This window comes from bacterium, from assembly GCA_035308905.1.
GTDB lineage: Bacteria > Sysuimicrobiota > Sysuimicrobiia > Sysuimicrobiales > Segetimicrobiaceae > DASSJF01.
Map to the genome: position 1 here is coordinate 14,326 of DATGFS010000023.1, position 17,416 is coordinate 31,741.

The following is a 17,416-nucleotide window of genomic DNA, read 5'->3' on the forward strand; positions in this document are numbered from 1 at the left end:
ACGGCCCGGCGCGGACCGCGCCGGGCCGTCCGCTGAGCGGGCCCGTGGACCTCTTCCTCGCCGCCGCGGTCGGCGGGCTCGTGATGGGGCTCGTTTACGCGCTCGTGTCGCTCGGCCTCGGCCTTATCTGGGGCGTCATGGACGTCATCAATTTCGCCCACGCCGAGTACATGATGCTCGCGATGTACGCGATGTTCTTCGCGAACCGGTGGTTCGGCCTCACACCGCCGGGCGGCCTCCTGGTGATTGTGCCGCTGGCCTTCGTCGCCGGCGTCGCGACGTACCGGGTGCTGATCCGCCGCGTGGTGCAGGCGCCGCCCGTGACGCAGATTTTCACGACGTTCGGCCTCTTGTTCTTCCTCCGCTACCTCGCTTTCGCGGCGTTCGGACCGAATTACCGCGGGATCGTGTGGCCCGCCGCGTCTGGCGCCGTCGTCATCGCGGGCGTGCCGGTCGGCGGGGAGAAGGTGGCGGCGGCGCTCGCGGCGCTGGTGACGTACGCGCTGCTCCACGCGTGGCTGCGCGGCACCAAGACCGGCAAGGCGCTCCAGGCCACCGCGCAGAATCCGCTGGCGGCGCTGGCCTTGGGGATCGAGGTCGAGCGAATGTACGCGCTCGCGTGGGGCCTCAGCATCGCCAGCGCCGCGGTGGCGGGTGTGTTTCTCCTGCCCTTCTATCAGGCGAGCCCCACCGTCGCCGACGCGTTCGTGCTGATCGCGTTCGCGAGCGTCGTGCTCGGTGGATTCGGCAGCCTGCTGGGACCGCTCGTCGGTGGGGTCGCGATCGGCCTGATCGAGGGCATCGCGGGGACCCTGCTCTCGCCAACGTTCAAACTCGTGTTTGTGTTCGCGGCGTTTCTGCTCGTCCTATTCGTCCGGCCGACGGGCCTGCTCGGCCGCGCGACGCCGTGAGCCCGCCCGTGCTGGCGCTGTGGATCGCGGCCGCCTGCGTCCCGCTCGCCGTCCACGACGCCTATTTGATGAACGGCCTCATCCTGACGTGCATCTACGGCACGGCCGCGCAGGCCTGGAACCTTCTCGGCGGGTACGGCGGCCAGCTGTCGTTCGGCCATGCGGTCTTCTTCGGCGCAGGCGCGTACACAAGCACGCTGCTGCTGACATCGGCGGCGGTGAGTCCCTGGGCCGGCATGTGGATCGGGGCCGGGGTCGCCGCGGCCGTCGCGTTGATCGTCGGGTACCCGACCTTCCGCCTCCGCCGCCACTACTTCGCGCTGGCGACGCTCGCGCTGGCGGAACTGGTCCGGATCGTGGTCCTCAACTGGCCGCTGGTCGGCGGGGCCGTCGGCCTGTACCTTCCCGTTCGGCTGATCGGCCGGACGGGCGCGATGATGTGGCGGACGAAGCCGCCGTATTATGAGCTGGCGCTCGCGCTGCTGGCCCTCGCGTGCGCGCTCGCGTGGCTCGTCGACCGGACGCGGCTCGGCATGTATCTCCGGGCGGTCGATCAGGACGAGGGCGCCGCGCAGGCCCTCGGCGTGCCGACGCGCCGTTACAAGCTGCTCGCGATTGGCCTGAGCGCGGGCCTCACCGCGCTCGCGGGCTCCGTGTTCGCACAGTACGTGCTCTACATCGATCCGTCCACGGTCCTCGATTCGTCCCGCTCGGTCCTGTTCGCCGTCATGGCGCTGCTCGGCGGCCGCGGCACCGTCATCGGTCCCGTGCTGGGCGCCGGGTTTCTGACGCTCTTGTCGCAGTACGCCGGCGGCGCCCTCGGCGGCCTTGGCCGGGGATACGATTACGTCTTGTACGGACTGGCGATCATGCTCGTCGCGATCTATGAGCCCCGTGGTCTTGCCGGTCTCTTCGCACACTTCCGTCGCGCGGGCGGCGGCGCGCCGCACGTCGAGCCCCAGGCGAACGGCGAGTCCGGTGCGGCGGCGGGGCGCCGCGATGCCGGCCCGGCCGTTCTCGAGGTGCAGGATCTCGCGATGCATTTCGGCGGCGTGCGGGCATTGCGCGGGGTGACGCTGGACGTGAAGCGGGGCGAGATCGTCGGCATTCTGGGCCCGAACGGCGCCGGCAAGTCGACGCTCTTCGACTGCGTCACCGGCTTTCTCGCCCCGTCCGGCGGCCGCGTCCTGTTGCGCGGCGGCCACGGCTCCCCGGATCGGCGCGGGCCGACGGCCATCGGCGGGCGCGCGCCGGCCTGGATCGCCCAGCAGGGCCTCGCGCGGACGTTTCAACTCATGCGGGTGTTCCCGGCGATGACCGTGATGGAAAACCTGTTGGTCGCCCACGAGCACCGCGGCGAGTCGCTCCTCGCGTCGCTCACGCCGAGTCCGGGGGCGGCGCACGTCCGCGCCGCGGAGCTGCTCCATTTCGTGGGGCTCGCCGGTCACCGCGACGCGACGGCCTCGGTCCTGTCGTACGGCCAGCAAAAGCTGCTCTCGCTGGCGATGGCGCTCATGCGGCGGCCGCGTCTTGTGCTCCTGGACGAGCCGGTCGCCGGCGTGAACCTCACGGTGATCGAGCGCATCAAGGAACACATCCGGGCGCAAAACGCCGCCGGCGTGACGTTCCTGATCATCGAGCACAACATGGACGTGATCATGGAGCTCGCCGACCGGCTGTATTTCCTGGCCGAGGGGCGCGTGGTCACGGAGGGCGCGCCGGAGGCGATCCAGCGCAACGAGGAGGTCCTCCGCCTCTACTATGGGCGCTGACAACGCGGGCCTGCTCGACGTCGCCGACGTGCACGGCGGCTACGGCCAGCAGGAAGTCCTGCGGGGGTTGTCGCTCCGCGTCCGGCCCGCCGAAACGGTGTGCGTGATCGGACCGAACGGCGCCGGCAAGTCCACCCTGCTCAAGATGGTGTTTGGCTATCTCCGGCCGGCGCGCGGCGACGTGCTCTTTGAGGGCGTCTCGCTCCTCGGGCGCCGTCCGCCGGAGATCCTGCGCCGGGGCATCGCCTACGTGCCGCAGGGCCCGAGTGTCTTGCCACATCTGACCGTCGAAGACAACCTCGAACTCGCCGCGTACGTGCGCTCGGACCGGCAGGTGCGCGGGGACGTGCAGCGCCTGCTCGAGGAGTTTCCGGGGCTGGCCGCGCGCCGGCGCGCCCGCGCCGGAACGCTGAGCGGCGGCGAGCGGCGGATGCTCGAGATCGCCCGGGTACTGCTGGTGAACCCTCGCCTGGTGCTGCTCGACGAGCCGACGATTGGGCTGTCCGTCGCGGCGACCGACTTCGTGTACGCCAAGGTGCGCGAATTCCACCGGCGCGGGGTCGCCGTGCTGATCGTCGAGCAGAACGCCCGCACCGCGCTGCGCAACAGCGACCGGGCGTACGTGCTGGAGCAGGGCCGCGTGCGGTTCGAAGGCAGCGGGGAAGAGATCCTGGGGCATCCGGACGTACGGCGGGCCTACCTTGGAGCACGGGCGTGAGCGAGATCCGCGTCTCCGCCGCCGGCGCGTCGCTGGACGGTGATCTGACGGTTCCCACGGACGCGCGCGGCGTGGTGCTGTTCGCGCACGGCAGCGGCAGCAGCCGTTTCAGTCCGCGCAACCGGCGCGTCGCCGCCGCCCTGCAGGCGCTCGGCATCGGGACGCTGCTGATCGACCTGCTGACGCGCGACGAGGAGGCCGCGGACCGGCGGACGGCGGAGCTGCGGTTCGACATCGGCCTGCTGGCCCGACGCCTCGGCGGTATCGTGGAGTGGCTCGCGGCCCGGCCCGAAGGAAGGCCGGGCACGATCGGGCTCTTCGGGGCGAGCACGGGCGCGGCGGCCGCCGCGATCGCGGCAGCCGGACATCCGAATCTGGTCGGCGCCGTGGTGTCCCGGGGCGGCCGAATCGACCTCGCGGGCGACGGCGTGTTGGAGCGTCTGGGGGCTCCCACGCTGCTGATCGTCGGCGACCGGGATGTGCCGGTGCTGAGGCTGAACGAAGCGGCGCTCGCCCGCATCCGCAGTCTGCGCGCGCTCGCGATCGTGCCGGGCGCCTCGCACCTGTTCGAAGAGCCCGGGGCGCTCGACGAGGTGGTGCGTCTCGCCGGTATGTGGTTCGGGCAGTATCTGAGCCGCAGGAGTTCCGCGCCAGAAGGCCAATCGTAGCGTTCACATTATTGCCCGAGGGGGGATGGAATGAAGCTGTCACGCGTTGCACTCGGCCGCGAACACCGGGTCGGTCCCGACACGGGTAGCGGTAAGTTACCTGATCCCGAAGGGTTCGGAGGTCATCACGTGGGTGAAATGACCCCGCGCGACTGAAGCCGCACTCGCGCAGATGTTCGACCGGGCCGGGGGCGCGGCTGAAGGCCTGCCCCCGGCCCGGGCACGTCTCCCGCACTTCGCCGGAAATCCCGCTTCCGAACCCGCCCGTCCCTAGTCCCGTTCGTCCGGAATCATCGAGGAGCGGCCCACCGAGCGCGGGTCCCGCGGCGGCCACCGCCCCGACTCCGCCAGCGTGAGAAACTCCAGCACCGCGGCGTTGAATGCCCCGGGCTCCTCCAGATTGACGACATGGCCCGTGTTCGGCACGACGAGCAGGCCGGCCGTCTTGATCTGCCGCTTCATGAACACGCCGGGCTCGAGACACGGCTCGTCCTCGTCGCCGGTCACGATCAGGGTGGGGACCGTCAACCGCGCGAGGCGGTCCTGCAGCGAATAGACCGTCGGCCGCCGTCCCTGCACGCCCCGCAGCGTCATCGCGCTGCCGGTCGTGGAGTGCCGCGCGAGCGCGTCGGCGAACGCGCGCCAGCCCTGCGGGTCCTTGCGCTGGAACTGCACGCGCATCGGGCCCTCCGCGTACACCGGCGCCACCGCGGCCATTCCGTTTCGCTGGATCCGCTCGCCGAGCGCGTCGGCGTCCCGCTGGAACGCCTCGGGCGTGTCGGAGCCGTAGCCGCAGTCGGCGACGACCAGCGACCGCGCCAGGTCCGGGTAGCGCAGGCCGAAGTGGAGCGTGGCGTAGCCGCCCATCGACAGGCCGCAGATGTGCGCCGGTCCGCCGGCGACCTGCTCGACGACGCCGCGCAGATCGTCGACGGCGATGTCCTGCGAGTACGCGTCGAGCGTCTCCGGCACATCCGACGGCGGATACCCCCGTGCGTTGTACGCGATCGCCCGGTACCGGCGGGCGAAATAGGCGACCTGGGGATCCCAGCTGCGGCAGTCGCCGGCAAACTCGTGGACGAAGACGAGCGGCGTGCCATGGCCGGTTGCCTCGTAGTAGAGCCGGACGCCGTTGACCGACGCGTGGGGCATCCCGCGCCTCCGATCAGGCCGGCCGCCCGGGCGGCGTGCCGGCGGCGCGCACCTCGACGCCGAGCGCGCGCTCCCAGACCTTGACGAGCGCGATCGTGTCCTCGCCGTCGAGGCCGAGGCCCCGCGCAAGCGCGTAGGTCAGGAGCGCCCCGGACGTCATCGGCTGCGCGTGGTTCACTTCCTCGGCGAGCTCGCGGCCGAGCCGGAGATCCTTGTGTCCGAGCTCGAGCCGGAACGAGGGCGCGAAGTCGTTCTTGAGAATGCGCGCGCCGCGGCCCGGTATGGCGAACGTGGCCCCCGACCCGGCGCTGAGCGCGTCGAGCATCTGCCGCGGATCGAGCCCGAGCCGCACGCCGAGCGGCAGCACCTCGGCGAGCAGCGCCATCGACCCCTGTGAGAGCATCTGGTTCAGGAGCTTGGTGACGTGCCCCGTGCCGGGCGGTCCCATGTGCATGATGGTGCGGCCCATCGCCTTGAGCGCAGGATGCACGCGCCCGACCGGGTCCGGTTCCCCGCCGACGTAGATCGTGAGGCTCCCCTCGGTCGCGCCGCGCACGCCCCCGGTGATGGGCGCGTCGACCATCGCGAGACGCCGCTCCCGCAGGCGGGCCGCGAGCATCCGCGTCGACGCCGGGCGGCTCGTGCCCATATCCACGAAGACGGCGCCGTCGCCCGCGGACTCCAGCACGCCGTCCGGACCGAGTACGACCTCTTCGACCTCTGTCGAAGTCGGCACGCAGGCGATGATGATCGTGGCGTCCGCGATGAGATCGCGGCGCGACGCGGCGATGCGGGCGCCCTGCGCTTCGAGGGCCCGCGCGGGCTCGGGATGCCGGTGCACAACCGTCGTCACAGAGAAGCCGCGGCGGAGGAGGTTGGCGGCCATGGGCTGCCCCATCGCGCCGACGCCGAGGAAACCGATGCGTTCGCTCATGCCGGGTGGTTCGGGCCGTCGCAAAGGGCCTCCTGGGAGGGCAGGGCTTCCTCCCGGCCGGGCCGTACAAATCGTGCAGCAGACAGGAGGGATCCCGCGTGCCCCGCACCATCGACCTCAACAGCGACCTCGGCGAGAGCTTCGGCGCCTACACGATCGGCAGCGACGAGGCGATGATGCCGGAGATTACCTCGGCGAACATCGCCTGCGGCCTGCACGGCGGCGACCCGCTCGTGATGGAGCGTACGGTGCGCCTCGCCCGCGAGCACGGCGTCGGCATCGGCGCGCACCCGGGCTTTCCCGATCTCGCGGGCTTCGGGCGGCGGGAGATGCGCCTGTCGCTCGCCGAGCTGCGCTCGACGGTCGTCTATCAGATCGGCGCCCTGTGGGCGTTCGCGCACGCCCAGGGCGCGGCGCTGCAGCACGTGAAGGGGCACGGCGCCCTCTACAACATGGCGGTCAACGACGAGGCGCAGTCGCGTGCGATCGCCGAGGCCGTGCGCGGCGTCGATCCCGGGCTCATTCTCGTCGTCCTGCACGGAACGGTGATGGAGCGCGTGTCGCGCGAGACGGGACTCCGGATCGCGCGCGAGGCGTTCGCCGACCGGGGCTACACGCCGGCCGGGACGCTGGTAAGCCGGTCGTCGCCGCAGGCCCTTATCACGGACCCCGACGCCGTCGCGCGCCGCGTCGTGCGCATGGTGACCGAAGGCGTCGTCGAGGCGGCGGACGGCAGCGAGATCCGCATGACACCCGACACAATCTGCTTTCACGGCGACACCCCGGGGGCGCCGCGGCTCGTGCACGCCGCGCGCGAGGCGCTGCGGCGCGCGGGCGTGGACGTCGCACCCATGGGCCGATGGCTCAAGTAACCACCGCCGCGCCGCCCTACGACTGGCGGCTGACGATCGCCGGCATCGACCAGAACGGCACGGAGATGGAGCGCGCCCGTCTGCGGGGCATTCTCGGACGGCCGCGGCCGGACACGAAGATCATCCGCGTGATCGAGGCGCGCCAGAACGAAGACGGCGGCTTTCCGCACCAGATGGCCTCCGGGCGCCTCTCGACGATCGACGCGACCGCGACGACGCTGGAGTGGCTGTGGGACCTCGCCCTGGCGGAGAGTCCGTACGTCGAGCGCGCGTGCACCTACCTGCTGTCGACCCAGCGGCCGGACGGCGCGTGGGACGAGCCGCCGGGACTGCTGCGGTATTCGCCGCCGCCGCGCCTGCTGCCGGGCGATCCGCGGGTGCGCTGCCGGGCCACGGCGCTGGTGGCGTTCTGGCTGGCTCGGGCGGGATACCGCGACGACGCGCCGCGCCGCGCCATCGATTACGTGGCCGCGCGCCAGGCCCCGGACGGGCGCGTCCTGGGATTTCGCGAAACGACGTGGCTGCTCGCCGCCGCGTCGTCGCTCCTCGACGGGCCGGCATCGGCCCTGACCGTGCGCGCGCTCGAGTCTCTGGCCGCCGTCCCGGACGCCCGCTGGAGCGTGGGGGCGCTCGCCGGGATGCTGGACTCTCTGGGCGCCGCGGGACTGTCCCGGTCGGTCGCGGTGATCGCCCGCGGCATCGACCGGCTTCGCGTGCTCGTCCGGCCGGACGGCACCTGGCTGTCGGAGGAGGGCGAGGCGTATCACATGGACGTGACGCTCGCCGCGCTGCGGGCGCTCGTCTTTCACGGCGCGGTCGTGCCGGCGGACCCGCCGCCGGCCCGCATGACATCGCCGCCGGCCGATTCCGGGCCTGCGGCGAGAGCCAATAACGCGCCGGCCACCGCGACTTCAGAGCCGGTCGCCGGGGCGGAGGGAACGACGGCATGAGCGAGCAGGTGATCAAGTCGCTGCAGACGATGTTCAGCGAAGCGCTCGAGGAGCGCCGGGGCATCGTGGTCTATTCGCGGCTCGAGCCGGCGGAGATGGACCGTATGGCGCGGCGGGTCGAGCGCGAGACGCTGGAGAAGTTCCGCGGCGCGCTGCCGGACGAAACGATCGACCAGCGGGTGCTCGACCTGCGCGAACGCCTGACGCGCATGGAGGGGGACCTGGCGGAGCTCGGCGAGGTCGGCGACATTCGCGAAGCCAGCCGGCAGCTGCAAACCGACGAGATCATCTGGCAGGCGTTCGAAGACATCGCCTGGATGCTCGGCTTCAACGAGGCGCGGCGCGACTAACGTGGCCGCCGGGCGCACGGAGCCCGCGGGTCCCGCGCCGGCCGCGCTCCACGCGCGGCTGGATGCGCTGGCGGACGCGCTCGTCGCGGAGATCCTGGCGCTCGCCGCGATCCCCGCGCCGAGCTTCGAAGAGCAGGAGCGCGCGGCGTACGTGGCCGCACGGTTCCGGGAGGCCGGACTCCGCGACGTCGCGATCGACGGCGCCGGCAACGTCCGCGGCCGCCTTTCCGGCGCGGCGCATCCGGCCGGCCGCGCTCTGCTCGTCGCGGCGCACATCGACACCGTCTACCCGCGCGCCGCGCACGAACCGCCCCGCCGCGACGGCGGCCGCCTCGTCGGGTCGAGCATCCGCGACAACTCCGCGGGAGCCGCGGCCCTGGTGATTCTGGCGCGCGCGCTGCGGGACGCCGGCGTCGCGCTGCCCTGTGCCGTCGAATTCGTCGCGACGACCGGCGAAGAGGGGCTCGGGGACTTGCGCGGGATGCGCTACCGCCTGCGGCCCGAGGAGGCGCGTCCCGACGCGGTGCTGGCCGTGGACGGCCCGCTCGGTCAGATCGTGCATCAGGGCATTGCGGTGCGGCGCTTCGCGGTGCGGTTCGAGACCGCGGGCGGGCACAGCTGGAGTCAGTTCGGCGAGCCGAGCGCGATCCATCATCTCGCGCGCGTCATCGACCGGCTCGCGGCGGCGCCGGTTCCCGCGGCGCCGAAAACAACCCTGAACGTCGGCGTCGTGCGCGGGGGGACGTCCGTCAACTCGATCGCGGCGTCGGCGGAGATGCAGGTGGACTTCCGATCGCTCGACGTGGCGCCGGTGGACCGGCTGAGTGAGACGCTGCGCGGTCTGGTGGCGGCGGAAGAGCAGGCCGGGGTGCGCGCATCGGTCACGATCGTCGGTGACCGCCCCGGCGGGGCGATCCCGGCGGATCATCCGCTGGTCGCGGCCGTGCGGGGCGGCTATCTCGCCTGGGGCGTCGAGCCGCGCCTCACCGCCGCGAGCACCGACGCCAACATCCCGCTGGCGCTCGGCATTCCGGCCGTCTCGGCCGGCGTGTCATCGGGCGGCAACACGCACGCGCCCGGGGAGTGGCTGGAGATCGAGTCGCTGCGGCCGGGCATACACGCCCTGGCGGAAAACGTCGCGCGGGTCGCGGAGTGGGTCGCGGGGAGGAATTAGCGGCGGCGGCCGCCGCGCTTCGCTTCGGTGTTGCGCTTGAGGTCGAGGAGCCGCTCCTCGCTCTCTTTCATGAACTTCGTCAGCTTCTCTTCGAACGAGGCCTTGGATCGCACGCGCGCCTGGCGTTCCGAGGCGTCGAGCGCCTGTTTGACTGACAGATCGAGTTTGCCCTTGTCGTTGTAGCCGAGGACCTTCACCTTGACGCGCTCTTGTTCCTTGAGATAGTCGCGGACGTCTTTGACGTAGGTGTCGGCGATTTCTGAGATGTGGACGAGGCCGCTCTTGCCGTCCCCGAGTTCTACGAACGCGCCGTAATGGGTGATCTTGACGACAACACCTTCGAGAATACTACCTGCCTCAAGACTCATTCCGGGCCGGCGCCCTCCTCCGAGATGGCAAAATGCGCAACGATTGTAGCCTAACCCCTCTGTGGTGTCAAGAAAAACCGCCTGTTTCCCGCATCAGATAGCCTACCGCGGCGGGCGGCGCACGTCGCGGCCGGCGGCGCGCATCGTGACGATGGGCATCGAGAGGACTAGCGGTGGAGCTTGGGAATCAGCCGGAGCACCGCATCGCGCACGCCGGCGGCCCACACGCCGATGCCGCGGCGAGGCTGCGGCAGTGTCGGTGCCGCGGCAGGCGCCGGCGAATCGCCGGGCCGGGCGCCTTCCGCCGGCGGCGCCGGCGCGACAGATCCGCCGCCCGCGCTCGTCGGCGCGGCCGCGCCGCCGCGCAGGGTGGCGCCGGGCGGCGACACCGTTCCATCGTAGGGAACGACAAGCAGCTCCACCTCGCCGGGCCGCACGAGGCCGAGCTGCTCCCGCGCGATCTGTTCGATGTACCGGTCATCCGTCCGCAGGCGTTCGATCTCGTCGCGCAGGCGCGTGTTGTCCGCGATCAACTCGCGACGGCGCTGCTCCAGCCGCGTCTCGTCGCGGGCGAGTGTGTAGGTTTTCGTGTATTGATTGAACAGCACGGTGACCGTCACCGCCAGCACGGCCGCCGCTCCGATCGTCATCAGGCGGCGCCGGCCCGTGCGTGCCTCGGCGGCCCTGGGGACCGCGCGCATCTGCCCGCGCGGCGTCATCGCGAGGCTCCCGTCAGCGCCACGCCGCCGGTTTCGGGCCGGTGCAGCGGGAGGAGCCACGGCAGCGTCATGACGGCGAGCACAACGACGAGCGCTCCACGGAGGCGCCGCCACAGATCGAAGCGGCGGATCACGCCCGACCAGAACCGCGTCAAGGTGCCCGTCGATTGCAGGTGGTACCAGGCGAGCGCGACTTGGCGCATGTAGCGCGTCGTCTCCGGGTACGGCGGCACGCCGCGATACCGTGCCACCGGGACCGCACCCGCGTTGTAGGCCGCTACCGCGAGGACCATGTTGCCGCCGAAGCGGTCGGCCAGGCGCCGCAGATAGGCGGCGCCCACGGCGAGGTTCTCGCCCGGCTCTTGGATGCACTCCGGCACAGCGCCGTCCGCCGCCGCGGGCCGGCACCCCGCGGTCCCGCCGATTTCCCGCCATGTGCCCGGCATCACCTGCATGAGCCCGTACGCGCCGCGCGGGGAGCGGGCCTGGGCGTCGAACCCGCTCTCGGCGCTGATCATCGCGGCCAGCAGCGCCGGATTCAGCCGGGCCGCGGTGGCCGTGCGGTTGATCAGATCGGCGTACGGGATGCCTCGCACAGCGCGGGGCGTGGCGGCGTCACGGGCAAAGCGGGTTTCGGCGGTCCGGACGTGGACCGTCGTCAGGTAGACGAGCGAGAGTGTGAGTAGGAGGGTCGCCGCAAACAGGCCGGCGTAGATCCAAAGCCACCACGGCGCCCCTCCCCTGCGGCGACCGTTGGGCATAACCTTCCTCACGTTCTGGGCTCGGCGCGGGATTCCTGCCCCGTCTGGCCGCGGGACCTCCGGCTGCTTCGCAGCCTCCTGCCAGAACGCGGTGCTTAGCGCCGAAACGCCTCTGTCCCGGGATAGCGCGCCGCGGCCCGGAGCGATTCGGCGATGCGCAGCAGCCGATTGTACTTGCCGACGCGCTCCGAGCGCGCCGGCGCGCCGGTCTTGATCTGGCCCGCGCCGGTCGCGACGGCGAGGTCCGCGATGGTCGTGTCCTCGGTCTCCCCGGACCGGTGCGAGATCACGGCGGCCCACCGCTGCCGCTGCGTCAGGCGGATCGCCTGGAGCGTCTCCGTGAGCGTGCCGATCTGGTTCAGCTTGATCAGCACCGCGTTGCCCGCGCCGCGCGCGATGCCCTCGTCGATCCGCCGGAGATTGGTGACGTAGAGATCGTCGCCGACGAGCTGCAGGCGCTCGCCGAGCCGGCGCGTGAGCGCCGCCCAGCCGTCCCAATCGTCCTCGGCGAGGCCGTCTTCGATCGAGACGATGGGAAACCGGTCCGCAAGGCGCGCGTAGTAGTCGACGAGCTCCGGCGACGAGTACGCGGCGCCGCCGATCCGGTAGCGCCCGTCGTCGAAGAAGCTGCTGGAGGCCGGATCGAGCGCGAGCGCGGCGTCCCGGCCGGGCGCGTAGCCGGCGCGCCCGATCGCGTCGATCAGCAGCTCGAGCGCCTGCTCGTTGCCGGCGAGCCGCGGCGCGAATCCGCCCTCGTCGCCGACGCCGGTCGCGAGCCCCCGTTCGAGCAGCACCCGGTGCAGCGCATGATAGATCTCCGCGCCCATCCGCAGCGCTTCCGGGAACGTCGGGGCGCCGAGCGGCACGACCATGAACTCCTGAAACTCGAGGCCGTTATCGGCGTGCTTGCCGCCGTTGAGGACGTTCATGAGCGGCACCGGCAGCGTGGACGCCTCGGGGCCGCCGAGATACCGGAAGAGCGCCTGCCCGCGGTCCGCGGCCGCGGCGTGCGCGACGGCGAGCGACACGCCGAGGATGGCGTTGGCGCCGAGCCGGCTCTTGTTCGGCGTGCCGTCGGCGGCGATGAGGGCTTCGTCGATGCCGCGCTGGTCGGCCGGATCCCGGCCCGCGAGCAGCGGCGCCAGCGTCTCCCGCACGTGCCCGACCGCGGTGAGCACGCCGAGCCCCCCGTAGCGGTGTGGGTCGCGGTCGCGGAGCTCGATCGCCTCGTGCACGCCGGTGCTGGCGCCCGACGGTACCGCGGCGGCGCCGCGCGCGCCGGAGTCGAGGACAACCTCGACCTCGACGGTCGGGTTGCCCCGCGAATCGAGAATTTCACGCGCGCTCGTGCTGATGATGCGGGCCATGCGGTCCTCCTCGCTACGTCCGGAGCAGCGGCCGGCCGGGGTCAGGCCGGCGGGCCGCCGTCGAGAATCTCGCAGCAGTCGGCGTCCGGGCGGGGCCCTTCCGGAACGCCGCGCACACGCGCCCGGACGCGGCGGTCGCCGACTTCGACCTCGATGATGTCGCCGGCGCGTACCGCGGCGGCCGGCTCGGCGCGCCGGCCGTTCACGGTGACACGTCCCGCGCCGCACAGGCGGTTGGCGAGGGCGCGCCGCTTGACGAGCCGGCTGACCTGCAAGAACTTATCGAGCCTCACGTGCCTCCCGCCACAGCGATGCCAGTTCGTCCGGCGCGTAGTCCGCGAGCGCTTTTCCGCGCGCCCGGACCAGCGCTTCCATCCGGGCGAAGCGCGCGCGGTACCGATCGCAGGCGGCGCGCAGCGCGAGTTCCGCGTCCACGTCGAGGGCCCGCGCCGCGGCGGCCGCGGCAAAGAGGAGATCGCCGGCCGCCTCCTCCTCCGCCGCGTGCGGGGCGCGCGCGAGTTCGTCGAGCGCCCGGCGGACACCGGCGCGCGCGCCTTCGGGTCCCGCGCCGCCGGGGATGGTGAACCCCGCGCGTCCTGCCCGGACCAGCATCTGCTGTGCCAGCATGAGCGCCGGCAGCGTTCGCGCCAGGCCGGCGAGGGCACCCGATTCCGTACCGGCGTTCGCCGCCGCCGCGGGGCCGGCGCCCGCGGCCGCGTTCGCGGACCCGGCGCCGGCCGCGTTGTCTTGAACGCCGCCGGCCGCGCGGTTATGTAGGCGCTCGGCCTGTTTGATCGCCTCCCAGCGCGTCACGACCGCGTCGGGCGTCGCGGCCGTCGCCGTGCCGAAGACGTGAGGGTGCCGCCGGATCAGCTTCTCCACCAAGCCGGCCACGACGTCGTCGATCGTGAAGGCGCCGGTTTCCGCGGCCATCTCCGAGTGGAAGACAACTTGAAGCAGCAGGTCCCCCAACTCTTCCTTAAGACGGGCAGGGACGCCGCTGTCGATCGCCTCGAGCGTCTCGTAGGCTTCCTCGAGCAGGTACGGCCGGAGCGACGCCGGCGTTTGCGCGCGGTCCCACGGGCACCCGCCGGGCGCGCGCAGGCCGGCCATTGTCGCGACGAGATCGGTGAAATCGGGCCGCCGCTCACTCATTGCGTCATCCTGTGGCCGCGCGGCGGGGTGGCCGGGTCCCGCGGATGCCGCCCGACGCGCCCGACCCGGCCGCAGCGCCGGCCGGCGGACCCGCCGCCGGCGACGAGGAAACGGAAGCGGGCTGTCCCGGCGCGTCCGTATCGCGCCGCGCCTCCGCGGCGAGCCACTCCAGGAACCGCTCGACCGTCTGAATGATCGTGTCCGCGTCCATGCCGGCCGTCGGAATGAAGATCCCTTCCGCGGTCCAGCGCAGCCGCCCGCGCGACTGTGCGATCCGCGTGTGCACCCGCGGCCCGGCGGCCGCGGCATGCAGGAGGCGGACCAGCACGCCGCCTGCGCCGCGGGAGATCGTCGCGACGCCCGCCGCGCGCGCGCGCGCCCGCAGCCGGACCACGTCTCCGAGGCGCCGCACAGGGTCCGGCGGCGGACCGTAGCGATCGCGGAGCTCCTCGACCGCGGCGGCCGCGTCCTCGGGCGTGCGTGTCTCGGCGAGCCGTCGGTACGCCGCGACCCGCTGGGCCGGCACCTCGACGTACGACTCCGGCAGGTAGGCCTCGACGCCGAGGTCGACGGTCGGGTCGGGCGTTTCCTCGACGATCTCGCCCCGCAGCTCCCGGATCGCCTCGTCCAGGAGCCGCATGTACAGGTCGAAGCCGACCGCGGCGAGGTGTCCGTGCTGCTCGGAGCCGAGGATGTTGCCGGCGCCCCGGATCTCGAGGTCGCGCATCGCCAGACGCATGCCGGAGCCGAGTTCGACGAACTCCCGCATCGCGACGAGCCGCTGTTCCGCCTCGGGCGTGAGCCGCGCGTCGCGCGGATGCAGCAGGTACGCGTAGGCCTGGCGGTCGGCCCGGCCCACGCGGCCCCGCAGCTGGTAGAGCTGCGCGAGCCCCAGCAGGTGCGCGTTCTCGATCAGGATGGTGTTCACGCGCGGGATGTCGAGCCCGATCTCCACGATCGTCGTGCAGACGAGGACGTCCGCGCGCCCGCCGAGGAAGTCGAGCATGATCCGCTCGAGCTGCGTCTCCGGCATCTGGCCGTGCGCGACCACGACGCGCGCCTCCGGGACGAGCCGGCGGATCCGTTCGGCCGCGCGGTCGATCGTCTCGACGCGGTTGTGCACCACGTAGACCTGACCGTCGCGGGCGAGCTCACGGCGGATCGCATCGGCGATCACGGCCGGATCGTCCTCGTGGATGTACGTTCGAATGGGCTGGCGCGCCTCCGGGGGGGTCTCCATCACGGACAGGTCCCGCAGGCCGGCCAGCGACATGTGCAGCGTGCGCGGAATCGGCGTCGCCGTCAGCGTCAGCACGTCGACCTGCGTGCGCAGTTGCTTGAGACGCTCCTTGTGCCGGACGCCGAACCGCTGCTCCTCGTCCACGACGACGAGCCCGAGCGCGTGGAAGGTCACGTTCTTGTTGAGCAGGGCGTGCGTGCCGATCACCACGTCGATCGTCCCGTCGCGCAGCCCCTCGAGCACCGCGCGCTGTTCCTTCGGCGACTTGAAGCGGCTCAGCATCTCGACCCGGACGGGGAACGGTGCGAAGCGCTCGTGGAAGACCGTATAGTGCTGCTGCGCGAGCAGCGTGGTGGGGACGAGCACCGCGACTTGACGGCCGTCCATCACCGCCTTGAAGGCGGCGCGCAGGGCCACCTCGGTCTTGCCGTAGCCGACGTCGCCGCAGACGAGCCGGTCCATCGGGCGCCCGGCCTCCATGTCCCGCTTGACGTCCTCGATCGCCTTGCGCTGATCCGGGGTCTCCTCGTACAGAAACGCCTCTTCCATCTCCTGCTGCCACGGCGTGTCCGTGCCGAAGGCGTGGCCCCCGGCGCGCTCCCGGGCCGCGTAGAGGTCGAGCAGCTCGCGCGCCATCTCCCTGGTCCGCTCGCGCACGCGGCGCTTCTCGCGCTCCCACTCGGTGCCGCCGAGCCGGTTGATCTGCGGCGCCTGCCCGTCGACGCCGACATACCGCTGCACCAGCGAGATCTGGTCGGTGGGCACGTACAGCGCGTCGCCCTGCGCGTACTCGAGGTGCAGGTAGTCGCGCGCGCCCCCATCCATGGTGAGCCGCTCGAGGCCGCGATAGACGCCGATGCCGTGGTGCACGTGCACGATGAGGTCGCCGGGCACGAGCTCCGTCCAGCTCGCGAGACGGGCGCCGTCCCGGAACCAGCGCGGCCGGCCGCGCCGCCGCCGCCAGCCCAGGATCTCGCTGTCGGTCACGACGACGAGGTCGTCGAGCGAGAACCCCTGCGTGAGCGGCTGTCCCACCACGGTGATGGTGCCGGGCTCGGGCGGGGCGTCGAGCGCCCCGCTCTCCGCGGCGATCACCCCGTGCTCGGCCAGCAGCTCGCGCACCCGGTGCGCCTGGCGGCTCGCCACCACGACCCGCTGCCGGCCGGCGATCCAGCGCCGCGTCTGCTCGGCGAACCCCTCGACCTGGCCGGCGAACGACTCCACCGTCCCAAAGCCGATCGGCGCCGCGACGTAGCCGCCGCGCTCGGGAGGCGTGCGCAGCGTGGAGAGGGCGAGGAGGCGGTGCGCGCCGAGGGCGGCGGCGAGGTCCTCCCACGGGACGACGGCCACCGGCGTGCCGTCCGGGATCTGCTCGGTCTCGACGGCGTGGTCGCGCGCGGCTTCGGCCTGCTTGACCAGCGCGGCCGCCTGGCGCGCGACTTCGTCCGGTTCGTCGAGCACGCACACGGCCTCGCCGTCGAGGAGCGAGGGCAGGAGCGCGCCGGACGCGGGGCGGCCCGCTTCGCGTTCGGGGGCGACCGTCATGTCCGCGCGGGCGGGGAGAATCACGACGGCGTCGATCGTTCCGGTCGTGCGCTGCGTCTCCGGGTCGAAGAGCCGGACCGACTCGATCTCGTCTCCGACCCACTCGGCCCGCACCGGATGGTCGGAAGACGGGGGGTACACGTCGACGATGCCGCCGCGCACGCTCATCTCGCCCGGGACGTGGACGAGGTCGACGCGCTCGTAGCCGCCGGCGGCGAGGCGCGCCGTGGCGTTCTCGAGCCGGAGGGGCGCGCCCGCGCGGAGCTCCACGCGGACGCCCGCGAGCCAGGCGGGATCCGGCATCGGCACGACGAGGCCCGCCGCCGAGGCCACGGCGACGACCGGCTCGCCGCGATGCAGGGCTTCGAGGAGGCGCTGGCGCGTGCGCTCGGCGTCGAGCGAGAGCGGCTCGCCGGGGAGCGGGGGATCCCACAACTCGACGAGATGCACGGCGGGCGCCCCCGCCGGGAGAAACGCCGCGAGATCGTCGGCCAGGCGCTCGGCATGATCGCGGTCCGGCGCGACGGCCAGCCACGCCGGAATCCGAGTGCCGGCACGCATGACCAGCGCCGCGAGCAGGCATGCCTTTCCCGCGCCCGCCGGACCCGTAACCCACGGGCGCCGGCCGGCCTCCAATGCCTCGCCAACGACAAGAAACTCCCGTCTGCGCTGCAGGACCGGGAGCACACCGGACAGGGACATCACAAAGCCTCCGCTCCGCCATTGTACGGGAGGGCGGGAAAACGCGTCAAATGCAGGA

At 72.3% G+C, this 17,416-nt stretch carries 17 protein-coding genes; 8 read left to right on the forward strand and 9 right to left on the reverse strand.

The annotated features are described in order from the left end of the window. Positions 1-44 precede the first annotated feature (44 nt). From VKT83_06395 to VKT83_06410, 4 genes are read left to right on the forward strand one after another with little or no spacing between them, the layout of a single operon-like run. Complete coding sequence (locus tag VKT83_06395) at positions 45-911, forward strand: branched-chain amino acid ABC transporter permease (protein ID HLY22082.1); 867 nt, start codon at positions 45-47, stop codon at positions 909-911. Further along, positions 908-2,683 (forward strand): branched-chain amino acid ABC transporter ATP-binding protein/permease, encoded by a 1,776-nt coding sequence (locus VKT83_06400; protein HLY22083.1) that lies wholly within the window; start codon positions 908-910, stop codon positions 2,681-2,683. Before VKT83_06395 ends, VKT83_06400 begins: the two co-directional genes overlap by 4 nt. Beyond that, on the forward strand, positions 2,673-3,401 hold the full coding sequence (locus tag VKT83_06405; protein ID HLY22084.1) for an ABC transporter ATP-binding protein: 729 nt from the start codon (positions 2,673-2,675) through the stop codon (positions 3,399-3,401). The genes VKT83_06400 and VKT83_06405 overlap by 11 nt, the downstream gene beginning before the upstream one ends. Beyond that, positions 3,398-4,069, forward strand: a complete 672-nt coding sequence (locus VKT83_06410) for a hydrolase (protein HLY22085.1) — start codon at positions 3,398-3,400, stop codon at positions 4,067-4,069. The genes VKT83_06405 and VKT83_06410 overlap by 4 nt, the downstream gene beginning before the upstream one ends. A 270-nt stretch (positions 4,070-4,339) precedes the next feature. Here the strand turns inward: VKT83_06410 and VKT83_06415 are convergent, their stop codons facing one another. After that, positions 4,340-5,221: an alpha/beta fold hydrolase gene (locus tag VKT83_06415; protein ID HLY22086.1), complete on the reverse strand. Its 882-nt coding sequence runs from the start codon at positions 5,219-5,221 to the stop codon at positions 4,340-4,342. 13 nt (positions 5,222-5,234) lie between these two features. Continuing rightward, complete coding sequence (locus tag VKT83_06420; GenBank protein HLY22087.1) at positions 5,235-6,155, reverse strand: NAD(P)-dependent oxidoreductase; 921 nt, start codon at positions 6,153-6,155, stop codon at positions 5,235-5,237. A gap of 98 nt (positions 6,156-6,253) precedes the next feature. Here VKT83_06420 and VKT83_06425 point away from each other — a divergent pair, with 98 nt between their 5' ends. Genes VKT83_06425 through VKT83_06440 form a run of 4 tightly spaced genes read left to right on the forward strand, consistent with a single transcriptional unit; the run spans position 6,254 to position 9,501 of the window. Beyond that, positions 6,254-7,027, forward strand: coding sequence for a 5-oxoprolinase subunit PxpA (locus tag VKT83_06425; protein ID HLY22088.1), 774 nt, complete (start codon positions 6,254-6,256; stop codon positions 7,025-7,027). After that, entirely contained in the window at positions 7,015-7,977 is a 963-nt protein-coding gene (locus VKT83_06430; GenBank protein ID HLY22089.1) for a prenyltransferase/squalene oxidase repeat-containing protein, read from the forward strand. The genes VKT83_06425 and VKT83_06430 overlap by 13 nt, the downstream gene beginning before the upstream one ends. Continuing rightward, positions 7,974-8,327, forward strand: a complete 354-nt coding sequence (locus tag VKT83_06435) for a hypothetical protein (protein ID HLY22090.1) — start codon at positions 7,974-7,976, stop codon at positions 8,325-8,327. Before VKT83_06430 ends, VKT83_06435 begins: the two co-directional genes overlap by 4 nt. 1 nt (position 8,328) lies before the next feature. Continuing rightward, entirely contained in the window at positions 8,329-9,501 is a 1,173-nt protein-coding gene (locus VKT83_06440; GenBank protein ID HLY22091.1) for a M20/M25/M40 family metallo-hydrolase, read from the forward strand. Here the strand turns inward: VKT83_06440 and VKT83_06445 are convergent. From VKT83_06445 to mfd, 7 genes are all read right to left on the reverse strand, one after another. Continuing rightward, positions 9,498-9,869 (reverse strand): S1 RNA-binding domain-containing protein, encoded by a 372-nt coding sequence (locus tag VKT83_06445; protein ID HLY22092.1) that lies wholly within the window; start codon positions 9,867-9,869, stop codon positions 9,498-9,500. The genes VKT83_06440 and VKT83_06445 overlap by 4 nt on opposite strands. A gap of 167 nt (positions 9,870-10,036) precedes the next feature. Next, positions 10,037-10,588, reverse strand: a complete 552-nt coding sequence (locus tag VKT83_06450) for a septum formation initiator family protein (GenBank protein ID HLY22093.1) — start codon at positions 10,586-10,588, stop codon at positions 10,037-10,039. Further along, the gene (locus VKT83_06455; GenBank protein ID HLY22094.1) at positions 10,585-11,349 is read right to left on the reverse strand and encodes a lytic transglycosylase domain-containing protein; all 765 of its coding nucleotides are present in this window, start codon (positions 11,347-11,349) and stop codon (positions 10,585-10,587) included. The genes VKT83_06450 and VKT83_06455 overlap by 4 nt, the downstream gene beginning before the upstream one ends. Before the next feature lie 95 nt (positions 11,350-11,444). Beyond that, entirely contained in the window at positions 11,445-12,716 is a 1,272-nt protein-coding gene (gene eno, locus VKT83_06460; protein ID HLY22095.1) for a phosphopyruvate hydratase, read from the reverse strand. Between the two features lie 41 nt (positions 12,717-12,757). Further along, positions 12,758-13,009, reverse strand: coding sequence for a S4 domain-containing protein (locus VKT83_06465; GenBank protein ID HLY22096.1), 252 nt, complete (start codon positions 13,007-13,009; stop codon positions 12,758-12,760). Then, positions 12,996-13,871 (reverse strand): nucleoside triphosphate pyrophosphohydrolase, encoded by an 876-nt coding sequence (gene mazG / locus VKT83_06470; protein ID HLY22097.1) that lies wholly within the window; start codon positions 13,869-13,871, stop codon positions 12,996-12,998. The genes VKT83_06465 and mazG overlap by 14 nt, the downstream gene beginning before the upstream one ends. Before the next feature lie 4 nt (positions 13,872-13,875). Continuing rightward, positions 13,876-17,358: a transcription-repair coupling factor gene (mfd, locus tag VKT83_06475; GenBank protein ID HLY22098.1), complete on the reverse strand. Its 3,483-nt coding sequence runs from the start codon at positions 17,356-17,358 to the stop codon at positions 13,876-13,878. Positions 17,359-17,416 lie beyond the last annotated feature (58 nt).

What these genes read in the sequence shown, in the direction of transcription:
- eno (HLY22095.1), bottom strand. Translation starts at nt 12,716, where the DNA reads ATGGCCCGCATCATCAGCACGAGCGCGCGTGAAATTCTCGATTCGCGG.
- VKT83_06445 (HLY22092.1), bottom strand. Translation starts at nt 9,869, where the DNA reads ATGAGTCTTGAGGCAGGTAGTATTCTCGAAGGTGTTGTCGTCAAGATC.
- VKT83_06420 (HLY22087.1), bottom strand. Translation starts at nt 6,155, where the DNA reads ATGAGCGAACGCATCGGTTTCCTCGGCGTCGGCGCGATGGGGCAGCCC.
- mazG (HLY22097.1), bottom strand. Translation starts at nt 13,871, where the DNA reads ATGAGTGAGCGGCGGCCCGATTTCACCGATCTCGTCGCGACAATGGCC.
- mfd (HLY22098.1), bottom strand. Translation starts at nt 17,358, where the DNA reads ATGTCCCTGTCCGGTGTGCTCCCGGTCCTGCAGCGCAGACGGGAGTTT.
- VKT83_06430 (HLY22089.1), top strand. Translation starts at nt 7,015, where the DNA reads ATGGCTCAAGTAACCACCGCCGCGCCGCCCTACGACTGGCGGCTGACG.
- VKT83_06455 (HLY22094.1), bottom strand. Translation starts at nt 11,349, where the DNA reads ATGCCCAACGGTCGCCGCAGGGGAGGGGCGCCGTGGTGGCTTTGGATC.
- VKT83_06415 (HLY22086.1), bottom strand. Translation starts at nt 5,221, where the DNA reads ATGCCCCACGCGTCGGTCAACGGCGTCCGGCTCTACTACGAGGCAACC.
- VKT83_06405 (HLY22084.1), top strand. Translation starts at nt 2,673, where the DNA reads ATGGGCGCTGACAACGCGGGCCTGCTCGACGTCGCCGACGTGCACGGC.
- VKT83_06435 (HLY22090.1), top strand. Translation starts at nt 7,974, where the DNA reads ATGAGCGAGCAGGTGATCAAGTCGCTGCAGACGATGTTCAGCGAAGCG.
- VKT83_06450 (HLY22093.1), bottom strand. Translation starts at nt 10,588, where the DNA reads ATGACGCCGCGCGGGCAGATGCGCGCGGTCCCCAGGGCCGCCGAGGCA.